The 12,011-nt window shown below is 63.5% G+C and carries 2 protein-coding genes (1 of these 2 only partly in view); both read right to left on the minus strand.

The window, feature by feature from the left end; all coding sequences use genetic code 11:
• Positions 1-3,228 (minus strand): non-ribosomal peptide synthetase, encoded by a 3,228-nt coding sequence (locus tag N8H71_RS14850; protein WP_262194558.1) that lies wholly within the window; start codon positions 3,226-3,228, stop codon positions 1-3.
• Positions 3,225-12,011 carry the 3' portion of a non-ribosomal peptide synthase/polyketide synthase gene (locus N8H71_RS14855; RefSeq protein WP_262194559.1) on the minus strand. It continues 4,758 nt past the right edge of the window, so only the last 8,787 of its 13,545 coding nucleotides appear in the window; its start codon lies beyond the right edge, outside the window — the gene reads right to left on this strand; its stop codon occupies positions 3,225-3,227. Before N8H71_RS14855 ends, N8H71_RS14850 begins: the two co-directional genes overlap by 4 nt.

Below are 12,011 nucleotides of genomic sequence, written 5' to 3' on the forward strand. Positions count from 1 at the left end.
TCAACCGTTCTGAGCCGCCTTAGCGGCCTGCAACTGGCGCGCCTGCTCAGCCAGCCGCGCCTTGTCCTCCGGGCTCATGGCATCCATGCGCAAGCGCACCTGGGCGAGTTTCTCCAGTTGCCCGGGGCTGCTTTCCACCGCTCGCAAGGCGAGCGCCAGCGAAGCCACGGTCGGGTGATCGAACACCAGACCCGGATGAACATCGCACTGCAACAGCTTGCGAATGCCGGCGACCAGTTTGATCACCAGCAACGAATGGCCACCGGCCGCAAAAAAGTCGCGGTCGATGCCCAACCGTTCAAGTCCGAGCAATTGCCCCATCCGCGCGGCGAGCAATTGTTCCAGTGCATCACGCGGAGCCTGGCCCTCGTCATCCGCCGCGCTGGCGGCCAGTTGCTGCAAGCCCTTGCGATCGATCTTGCCGTTGGCCAGCCGCGGGAAGCGTTCGAGCAGTTGCAGATGTTGCGGCACCATCACGCCCGGCAGGCGCGCCGCCAATTCATTGCGCAGTGTCTGCGGCAGATCGCTCGCGACACCCTGCGCCACGACAAAGGCCAGCAGCCCTTGCTCGGCAGAAGCCGCCGGCAACACCAACGCCTCGGCGACCTGTGGCAGACGCAGCAGTTCAGCTTCGATCTCCGCCAGTTCGATACGGAACCCGCGCACCTTGACCTGCTGATCGCGACGACCGTGCAACTGGATGGACAGATCCGGGCGATAGCGCGCCAGGTCACCGGTGCGATACAGGCGCTGCGCCGGATCGAACGGACTCTGAATGAAAGTCTGCGCATCGGCCGGAGCATTGAGATAACCCCGGCACAACTGCGCGCCGCCCAGATACAGCTCACCGATGACACCCACCGGTGCCAGTCGCAAATCGGCGTCCAGCACGTAAACCTGATTGTTACCCAGCACCTGGCTCAGCGCCGCGCAGTCCGAAACGTCACCGGACAAGGACAGCGGATGAATCAGCACGCCCACCGTGGCTTCGGTCGGGCCATAGTGGTTGAACACCCGGCAATCACTGCGCAGGCGAGCGATGCGCTCGATCAGCGGCGCGGCAATCGGCTCGCCGCCCAGAATCAGCGTGCCCGGCACCGTCACGCGCTCACCGTCGAGCAGTGCCGCCAGATGCGAGGGCACGATTTTCAGGCAGTCGATCTGCTGTTGTTGCAGGTAGTCGGCAAACAAGGCGCCATCCTGCATCTGCTCATCACTGGCCACATGCAGGGTCGCACCGTTGAACAAGGCACCGAACAACGCGGTGTTGCCCAGGTCCGCCGCCACCGTGGAGCTGAAACCGACGTGACGACACGCCGCCAGACCCAGCGCTTCACTGGCCTGCGCTGTGTAGTTGAGCAGTTGCCGGTGTTCGATCACTACACCTTTGGGCACGCCGGTCGAGCCGGAGGTGAACAGCACATAAGCGATGTCGTTGCCACGGGTTTCCAGCGCCGACAGCGGCGCATCTGCCGCCCCGGACACTTCGGCCAGCGTGCTCGCCTTCAGCGGTTGACCTTCCCAGCCGCCCAGATGCGCGGCATCGGTGAGCAACAAACTTGCGCCAGCCTGCTCCAGCATCAGCGCCTGGCGTGCCTGCGGCCATTGCACATCCAGTGGCAGATACGCCGCGCCGATGCGCCACACAGCAAGCATCGCAATCACCAGATCCGCCGAACGCGGCAGCGCCAGCGCGACAATGGCGTCACGCCCCAGGCCCTGCGCAATCAAACCTTTCGCCAGTTGCTCGACCTGCGCCTGCAACTGGCTGTAACTCAGCTGTTGCTGGTTGTCGGTCAAGGCGATGGCATTCGGGGTCTGGCTCGCGAAGTCGGCAATGCGTTGGGGCAGATAACGGTTGTCCGCCAGCGCCTGCATCGTTGGGTTGATCGCCAGCAGTCGCCGGGTTTCGGCGGCGCCCAACAGGTTAAGCTGCGCCAGCTCGGCCTGCGGTTGGGCGACGATGGACGCGAGCAACACACCGAACTGTTCCAGCACGGTACTTGCCGCTGTCGTCGAATAACGGTCGCTGGCGAAGTTCAGGTGCAATGCTTCCAGGCTGTCAGCATCATTCAGTTCGACCTGCAACGACCACTCGAAAACGTCCCGCTGAACGAGCGCAACCGGAGCCGGCGCCCAGCGCAGGCCATCGACCGTTTCCGACCTGATCGTGCGGCCGATGGCAAAACCATAGGCCGGACGCGCGGCTTCAGCGGCCAGTTCCGGTGCCCAGTATTCCTGCCACGTGCGTTGTTCTTCCAGCGTGGCGTTCAGCTCCACCAGCCACTGGCTGAATGTTGCCGTTCCCGGCAGCGTCAGCTGCAACGGCAGGGTCTTCTCGAACACCCCGGCGGCGCCGGCGAAATAGTCATAGTCGGCACGGCTGTCATGACGCACACCGACCAGCATCTGCTCACAACCGCTCAAGCGTGCGAGCAACACCCACCACGCGCCTTGCAGCAGTGTGGCGAGGGGTTGTTCAAGGGTGTCAGCCAGGCGCTGCAAGCCATCACGCAGCGCGGGTTCCAGCGTCAACGATTGCCGTGCGTCAGCCGCCGAAGCGCTGCCGCTGATCCGCGAAGCCAGCCATGGCGTAGCCGTGTCAGCCTGCGCGCCGTGCAGGTGGTTCTGCCAGTAAGTGCGCGCGGTGGCCGCGTCTTCATCGAGCACCACTTCGCTGCGCCATTCCAGGTACTGAGCGAACTCGCCCGCCTCGTCCTCTTCCGTCGCTGGCGACTGACCATAGGCCTGCTGCAGGTGCTGACGGATCAGGTTGAGCGTCGGTTCATCGGCACTGTGCCGGGCGACACCCAGCACCAGTTGCCATTGCTGTGGCGCCAGGCGATACAGCACGGCCTGGGCGTTCTGCGATTCACCGATCACGAATGCCCGGGCCGCCCATTCCTCGATCTGCGCCCGGACTTCATCCGCCGACTGCACACTGCTCTGCACGGTCAGAGGGAAGCGCTCGGCCCCCTCGGCCCGTTGCCGCCAGCCATGGAAGCCTGCCACTTTGACCAGACGCGCCAGCAGCATCGGCTGTTGCGCCAGTACAGCGTCCAGCGCCGCTTGCAGGCGTTGCGGATCGAGGTCCCCGTCGATGACCAGATTCAGCCAGCGCAGCGCCTCGCCGCAGGTCGCCGTGGTCGACAACCGCTCAAGCACCGCCTGCTGCTCGGGGGTCAGGGCGAAACCCGGATCCTGCGCGTCCATCGATACGTCGTTCATGCTCCGGTTTCCTCGGTGTTCAATGCGTCCTGGGCGTTCGGCTCGGTCGACGCCGGGCGTTCAAGGCTGCTGTGGTCATACATGTCACCCATGGCGACGACGATTTTGCGCGGCCCCTCGAAAGGATCGCGGGCATGGGCCACCAGCATGTTGTCGAGCAGGATCACATCGCCCTTCTGCCAGTCGAAGCGCACGGCGCACTCTTCGTACAGATCACCGATGCGCTGCATCACTTCGTCCTCGATCGGTGTGCCGTCGCCGTAGAACACATGACGCGGCATGCGCTCCAGACCGAACATCGACAGCAGGTCTTCACGCACATCCGGCTCCAGCCAGTAGATGTGGTGGAGTTGCACCTGGTTGAAGAACGATTTCGCACCAGTGACCGGGTGACGGATCACCGCCGGCCCAGGGGTGCGGGTCTGCAACTCGTTGTTGTCGAGCCAGCGCCACTGGATGCCGCCGGCCCGGCAACGGGCCTCGACTTCGGCACGGTCTTCGGTCTTGAAGAAGTGCTGCCACGACACATCGAGGTTGTCGGTGAAGGTGCGCACATACAGCAGGCCCTTGGACTCGAACTTGTCGCGCAGGTCCGCCGGCAGTTTTTCGTACATCAACCGGCAATCCACCACCGGCGTCGCGCCACCGATCGGCGCGGCCACTTCGCAATAGAACATCTGCTTGCGCGGCCAGCGATCCTGATGGGAGCTCTCGTTGTGGAACAGGATCATCTTGCGTTCCGGGTACGGCGTGGAGCGATAGGTGTTCTTGCCGCCCTCTTTCTTCGGCAGGTCGCCGTACTGACCGTACAGCCCCGGCTGGACCGCTTCGGCGAAGGCTTCGAAACCCTGGATGCCATCCAGCTCGAAACCGCGGAACAGGATGCCGGCATGTTCGGCCAGCTTCTGCTCGATCAAGGGCCGGTTGTGGTGGATCCACTCGACCAGATCCAGTTGCGGCTCATTCGGTTCCATCAGCAGCGGGAACGGCTGTGGCGCGCACAGCAGCGATTCACGCACAGGCTGCGGGCGAACTTTGGCGACCGGGGTGGCGGAACGTTTGAGGAACTTGCCGAGCTTGTCGGCCTTGGCTCCGGGGGCGGCGGTGGGCGCGGTGGCCACTGCGCGGTTGTCGACTGGCATGCTGATAGCTCCCAATTGAATGTCCTGATCAGCGACGATCTGTTCCAACAGGGCTATCCAGGCCTTGACCAGGTACTGAATGCGCTCGTGTCCGAACAAGGTTGTGGCGAATTGCCAATTACCCAGCAATTGCCCTTCTTCTTCGTCAACGAACAATGCCATGTCGAATTTAGAATGGGTCTGCAGCGCAGCCAGCGGTTCGACGCTCAGGCCACCCATCGATTGGGTGCGTCCCGGCAGGTTGTTCATCACGAACAGCACCTGCACCAGCGGGTTCATGCCCTTGTGTCGCGGCACGCCACAGGACTCGACGATCATGTCCAGCGGCAGGTCCTGATGCTCCAGCGCGCCCAGCAGGTTGTCCTGGGTGCCGGCGAGGAATGCCGAGAACCGTGCTTGCGCATCGAAGCGCGAGCGCAGCGGCAGCACGTTGACGAAGAAACCGATCAGCCGCTCCAGCTCCGGCTGCTCGCGCCCGGCGACGTCGGCGCCGACCAACACATCGTCACGGCCGCCGAACCGATGCAACAACACCTGAAACGACGCCAACAGCGTGCTGTACAGGGTCACACCGGCTTCACCCGACAATTTGCGCAGTGCCTGGCTCAAGTCCGGTGTCAGGCGGAACTGCACGGCATCGCCATCGTAGGACGCGGACTGCCCGCGCGGCTTGTCCAGCGGCAGATCGAGCTGGCCGCTGTAGCCATCCAGCCGCTCCTTCCAGTACGCCGCCTGCTGGCCGAGAACCCCGCGTTGTTCAAGTTCCTGCTGCCACAGGGCAAAGTCGGAATACTGCACTTCGAGCGCCGGCAGTGACGTCGCGTCGCCAGCCTTGCCCAGTTCGTAGATCTGCACCAGTTCATTGATCAGCACCCCCATCGACCAGCCGTCGGAGATGATGTGGTGCATCGAGAACAGCAGCACATGCTCGTTCGCCGACAGATGCAGAATCCGTCCACGCCATAGCGGCGCCTGCTCCAGATCGATCGGTGTTCGGGCGTTGTCCAGCGCCGCTTGCGCCACATGTTCTTCCTGGGCGCTGCGGGACAGGCCGGACAAGTCGATGACCGGGAAGTCCACCTCGACCTGCTCGCAGATCACGGCAATCGGATCACCCTCATCATCCTGTGAGTACGCCGTGCGCAGCACCTCATGCCGCTGCACGACCTCGGCAAAACTGCCCACGAACCGCTCGACCGACAGCTCGCCGCGCAAGCGCAAAGCCAGCGGCATGCCGTAGGCCGAACTGCCACCGGACAATTGCTCGGCCACCCACAAGCGGCGCTGCACCAGCGAAAGCGGTGCCGTCTGTTTACTGCCGAAAGCCTTGAGCGGCACGCTCTGACTGCCGGCGCCGATATCCTCTTGGGCCTGACTCATCCAGGCCGCCAGATCCTTAAGACGCGGATGGTTGAACAGATCCCGCAGACTCAAATGGCTGCTGCCCAGTTTGCGCAAGCGCGAGATCGCCTGCGTCGCCAGCAACGAGTGGCCGCCCAGTTCGAAGAAATGATCCTCACGGCCCACGCGGTCGAGTTCCAGAACGTTCTGCCAGATCGTCGCGATCTGTTGCTCCAGCGCACCGACCGGCGCGACAAATTCACCGCTCGCGGCGCCTGCTTCGACACCGGGCAAGGCCTTGCGATCGATCTTGCCGTTGGGGGTCAGCGGCAGGCTGGCGAGGAACAGGACATGGGCCGGAATCATGTAGTCCGGCAAATGTTCCTTCAAACGAGCCTTGAGGTCGTCACGCAGCACACCCTGCGCAGTCGAATCACCGCCGACCACAGCAGGATCGTCGTAAACCACATAGGCCACCAGTTGCGCACTCACCGCCCCCGGCTGCGCAATCACCAGCGACTGCTGCACGCCCGGCACCTGCATCAGACGGGCCTCGATTTCACCCAGTTCGATGCGGAATCCGCGAATCTTCACCTGATGGTCGATACGACCGACGTACTGCAACGTGCCGTCGGCCTGATAACGGGTCAGGTCACCGGTGCGGTACAGGCGCTCGCCATTGCTGGCGAACGGATTCGGCACAAACTTCTCGGCCGTCATCGCCGCGCGGCCCAGATAACCACGGGTAACCCCGGCGCCGGCCAGATACAGCTCGGCGGCGACACCCAGCGGCGCCGGTTGCAGGTCGGCGCCCAGCAGGTAGCTGGCGGTGCCGGTCAGCGGCCGGCCGATATTCGCCTGGCCACCCGCCTCGCGACGGGTCCAGGTCGAATAGGTGGTGTCTTCCGACGGGCCGTAGAGGTCGTAGACGTGCGCGATGCTTGCCTGCCGGTACAGCGTGTCCACCAGGCTTTGCTTGAGCGGTTCACCGGCCAGATTGATGATGCGCACGCTCGACGGAATATCGCCGGCGTCCTGCAAGGCATTGATCGCCGACGGCACGGTGTTGATCAGGCGCACCTGATCCCGGGCCGGCAGATTCGGCAGTTCCAGAGCGTTGCGGGCAATGATCAGCGAGCCGCCGTTGGCCAGGGTCACGAACAGCTCCCACACCGACAGGTCGAAGCACACCGAAGTCGATGCCAGCACCCCTTGAATATCGTCGCGGCTGTAGACGCGTTTCGACCAGTCGATCAGCGCCTGCACGTTGCGATGGGTGATCGACACGCCTTTGGGCTTGCCAGTGGAACCGGAGGTGTAGATCACGTACGCAAGGTTGTCAGCGGTCACTGCGGTGGCCGGCGCCTGACTGCCATAAGCCGTCAGATCCAGTTGATCCACGCGCAGCACCTGAGTGTCGCCACCGACATTGAGCTGCGCGGCCACTTCGGTTTCGGTCAACAGCACCCGTGCACGGCTGTCTTCGAGCATGTAGGCCACGCGATCAGACGGGTAATCCGGGTCCAGCGGAACGTAGGCGCCACCGGCCTTGAGCACTGCGAGCAAGGCGACCAACAGGCTGTCGGAACGCTGCATGGCCACGCCGACCCGCACTTCCGGGCCGACTCCGGATTCGATCAGCCTGTGCGCCAGACGGTTGGCCCGGGCATCGATTTCACGGTAGCTGAACGCCTGCCGTGCAAACGTCACGGCCAGTGCATCCGGCTGGGCAGCGACCTGAAGGTCGATCATCTGATGGATGCACAACGCGTCGACGTTGGCGCTATCGATGCGATTCCAGTCATGCAACATCCTTTGTTGCTCGGCGTCTTCCAGCAGGTTCAACTCACCCAGGCAACGATCGGCCCCAACGCTCATCTGCATCAGCAGTTGCTGCAACTGGCTCGCCAGTTTCACCACGTTGTCTGCTGCAAAGCGGTTGTTCTGATAGCCGAAATGCACGGTCATCTGCTCGTCGAGGTTGACCATCAACGTCAGCGGGTAGCTGGTCTGCTCGTAGCGGTCGGCTTCGCCGAACTTCAGATCCTGGGATTCGGCCTGTTGCAAGGCTTCGGCAATCGGGTAGTTCTCGAACACCAGAATGTTGTCGAACAGCGCTTCACCGCCCTGCCCGGCCCAACGCTGGATGTCGAACAGCGGTGTGTGTTCCTGCTCGCGCAGCAGCAGGTTCTGCGCCTGCACCTGTTGCAACCATTCGGACAACGGCTGCTCGGCGCGCGGGCTGGCGATCACCGGCAAGGTGTTGATGAACAGACCGATCTGCCCCTCGACCCCGCTCAACTGCGCCGGACGCCCGGACACCGTCGCGCCGAAGCTGACGGTCGACTGGCCGGTGTAACGCTGCAACAGCAACAACCACGCCGCCTGCACCACGGTGTTGACCGTGACTTTCTGCGCACGGGCGACCCGGTTCAGGTCAGCCGTCGTCATGGCGTCCAGCGTCAACAGGTATTCGCCCTGCCCGGTGACCGTCGAATCGTCGGTGCGCGGCAGGCTGTCGGCCAGATAGGTCGGCGCATCGAAGTCGGCCAGTTGGCCCTTCCAGAAGTGCTCCGTGACCTGCGCGTCCTGCTGCGCCAGCCACTCAATGTAATCGCGATAACGACCGGCTCCGGCAACCGGGGCCACGCCGTGGTAACGCTGCAACACTTCGCCCAGCAGCTGCGAGTTGCTCCAGCCGTCCATCAGGATGTGATGGCTGGTATAGATCAGGTGATAGCGTGCGGCGGCGACTTGCACCACCACCAGACGCAGCAACGGTGCGTTGCGCAGATCAAAACCCTGCACCCGTTGCGCCTGCTCCAGTTCACTCAAGGCCTGATCCAGATCGCTGCGCTCGCGCCAGTCCAGCACGGTGAACGGCACCGGCAGATCCTTGTGCACCACTTGCAGCGGACGAGTGAACTCGCCTTCCCAGACAAAACCGCTGCGCAGTACATCGTGGGCATCCAGTGCCGCTTGCCAGGCGTCTCGGAAACGCTCGACCTGCAAGCCTTCGACCGCAACGCACATCTGGTTGATGTAATCGCCCGCCTGCTGTTCGAAAAGACTGTGGAACAGCATGCCCTGCTGCATCGGCGAGAGCGGATACAGATCCTGCACTTCCCGCGCCGGGATCGTCAGTGTGTCGAGTTGCGCCTGCGTCACGCCGGCCAGCGGGAAGTCCGAAGGCGTCAGGCCTTCGCTGCCCGGAGTCAGGCAATGGCCGATCAGTGCCGCCAGTTCGTCGGCGTAATCCTGTGCAAGCCGCTCGATGGTTGAGCTGTCGAAACGCTCCGAACTGAACGTCCAGCCCACACGCAACTCGCCGCCATATACCTGACCGTTGAGGGTCAGCCAGTTGCCCAACGGGGCATCCGGGCTCTGATCAAGACCGGCGTTCTCCGGCGTCGGCGTGAACAGCGCGCCGTCATCGGCCTCGAAGCTGCCGTCGAACTGACCGAGATAGTTGAAGGTGATGCGCGGGGTCGGCAACGCCTTCAGGCTGCTTTGCGCGTCGGCATCGCCGAGGTGACGCAATGCACCGAAACCGATGCCCTTGTTCGGGATCGAGCGCAGTTGTTCCTTGATCTGTTTGATCGAATCGCCCGGCAACTCAGACGGGGTCAGACGCACCGGGAACAGACTGGTGAACCAGCCCACGGTGCGGGTCAGGTCGACACCATCGAATAGCTCTTCGCGACCGTGGCCTTCCAGTTGAATAAGGGTCGACGACTGCCCGTTCCAACGGCCGATGACTCGCGCCAATGCAGTCAGCAGCAAATCGTTGACCTGGGTGCGATAGGCCGCCGGGGCTTCTTGCAGCAGTTGTCGGGTCAGCTCCGCGCCGAGGCGGGTCTGCACGGTTTTCGCCAGTCGGTTGTGTTGGCTGGCGTCGAGGCGCTTGCACGGCAGATCGGTGCTGACATCGCTCAGGCAGGCCTGCCAGTACGCCAGTTCTTCCTGCAACGCCGGGCCGTTGGCGTAACGCTGCAAGTGCTCGCTCCAGTCCTTGAAGGCACTGGTCTTGGCCGGCAGGCTCAGGGCCTGACCGCTAATGGCTTGCTGATAAGCGCTTTGCAGGTCTTCCAGCAGAATCCGCCACGACACGCCGTCCACCGCCAGGTGATGAATCACCAGTTGCAGACGCTGAGTGCCGTCGGCCAGATTCGCCAGTACACCGCGCAGCAACGGGCCGTTCTGCAGATCGAGGCTGCGCTGGGCGCGATTGCCCAGGGCTTCGAGCCCGTCGACATCGGTCACGTCCTCCTGCCAGAGCAAGCCTTGCGGTATGTCTGCGACGGCACGGTGTTCGGCCTGCCAGACGTTGCCGTTCAGGCTGAAGCTCAGACGCAGGGCATCGTGATGGACGACCAGCGCCTGCAAGACCTGCTCGAGTTTTTCGGCATCCAGCACCTGAGTCGGCTTGAGCAGCACCGACTGGTTCCAGTGGTGACGCTCGGGAATCTCGTCCTCGAAGAACTGCTGCTGGATCGGCAGCAGCAACGCCGCGCCAGTCACTGCTTGCTGATCGATGGCCGACTCACCGTCATCGACCTGTGCCACCAGCGCCAGTCGCTGCACGGTCTGATGCTGGAACAGGTCTTTGGGGTTCAGACGGATGCCGGCCTGACGGGCACGGCTGACCACCTGGATCGAGATGATCGAATCGCCGCCGAGTTCGAAGAAGTTGTCGTTCAGGCCGACTTGCGGCAGCTTCAGCACGTCCTGCCAGATCTCGGCCAGACGCTGTTCCATCTCGCTTTGCGGTGCCTGATAGGCCTGCTGGGCCTGACTGGCGTCCGGCGACGGCAAGGCGTTGCGGTTGAGTTTGCCGTTGGCGGTCAATGGCAATTGTTCGAGCAGCAACAGGTGCGCCGGAATCATGTGATCCGGCAGGTTTTCCTTGAGTTCGGCGCGCACACGGTCGCGCCACTCGGCTTGTTCGAGGCTGCTGGCTTGCAGCACCTCGGCGTCGCTCGGCACCAGGTACGCGACCAGTTGCTGACCGCTCAAGCCCGGTTGCGCCAGCACCACGGCCTGACGCACGGCGGATTGCTCCAGCAACTGCGCTTCGATCTCGCCGAGCTCGATGCGGAAACCGCGAATCTTCACCTGATGGTCGATCCGCCCGATGTACTCGATCACGCCATCGGCGCGATAGCGCGCCAGGTCGCCGGTGCGATACAGACGCCCACCATCGGCGGCAAACGGATCGGGAATGAAGCGCAGCGTGGTCAGGTCCGGACGGTTCAGATAACCCCGGGCCAGACCGGCGCGACCGACGTACAGCTCGCCGATGCACCCCTTGGCCACCGGGTTCAGGTCGCCATCAAGCAAGTACCACGACAGGTCCGGAATCGGCTCGCCGATCGGGCTGCTGGCGTCGCGTTGCAGGTCGGCCAGGGAGATCGGCCGCCAGGTCACGTGGACCGTGGTTTCGGTGATGCCGTACATGTTGATCAGTTGCGGGGCCTGGTCGCCGAAACGTTCGAACCATGGGCGCAGGCTCTTGACCTCCAGCGCCTCGCCGCCGAACACCACGTAACGCAGCGACGGTTGCATCGCCGCGTGTTCCGGGGCGCACGCCACTTGCATCAGTTGCTTGAACGCCGACGGTGTCTGGTTGAGGACGGTGATTCCTTCACGGCACAGCAGGCCGAAGAAATCTTCCGGCGAGCGGCTGGTTTCGTATGGCACCACCACCAGTTTGCCGCCGTACAGCAGCGCCCCGAAAATCTCCCACACCGAGAAGTCGAAGGCGTAGGAATGGAACAGGCTCCACACGTCCTGCGGGCCGAAATCGAACCATGCATCGGTGGCTTCGAACAGGCGCAGCACGTTGCGGTGGGCCAGCAAGGTGCCCTTCGGCTGACCGGTGGAACCGGAGGTGTAGATCACGTAAGCCAGGTTGTCCGGGCTCATGTTCACTTGCGGATTGGCGTCGCTGTAGCTTTCCAGACCATCGCGATCCTGATCGAGCATCAGGCTGCGCACCGAGTCCGGCACCGGCAGACGGCCAAGCAAATGACTCTGGGTCAGCAGCAGGCCGATGCCGCTGTCGCCGATCATGTAGGCCAGGCGCTCTTCGGGATAGCTCGGGTCGAGCGGCACGTAGGCGCCGCCGGCCTTGAGGATCGCCAGCAGGCCGACCAGCATGTCCAGACTGCGCTCAACGGCCAGGCCGACGCGCACGTCCGGGCCGACGCCGCTGTCGATCAGCTTGTGGGCCAATTGGTTGGCACGGCTGTTCAGTTCACCGTAGCTCAAGACCTGCTCGCCATAGGTCACGGCAACCGC

The organism is Pseudomonas koreensis, assembly GCF_025447595.1.
Lineage (GTDB): Bacteria > Pseudomonadota > Gammaproteobacteria > Pseudomonadales > Pseudomonadaceae > Aquipseudomonas > Aquipseudomonas koreensis_H.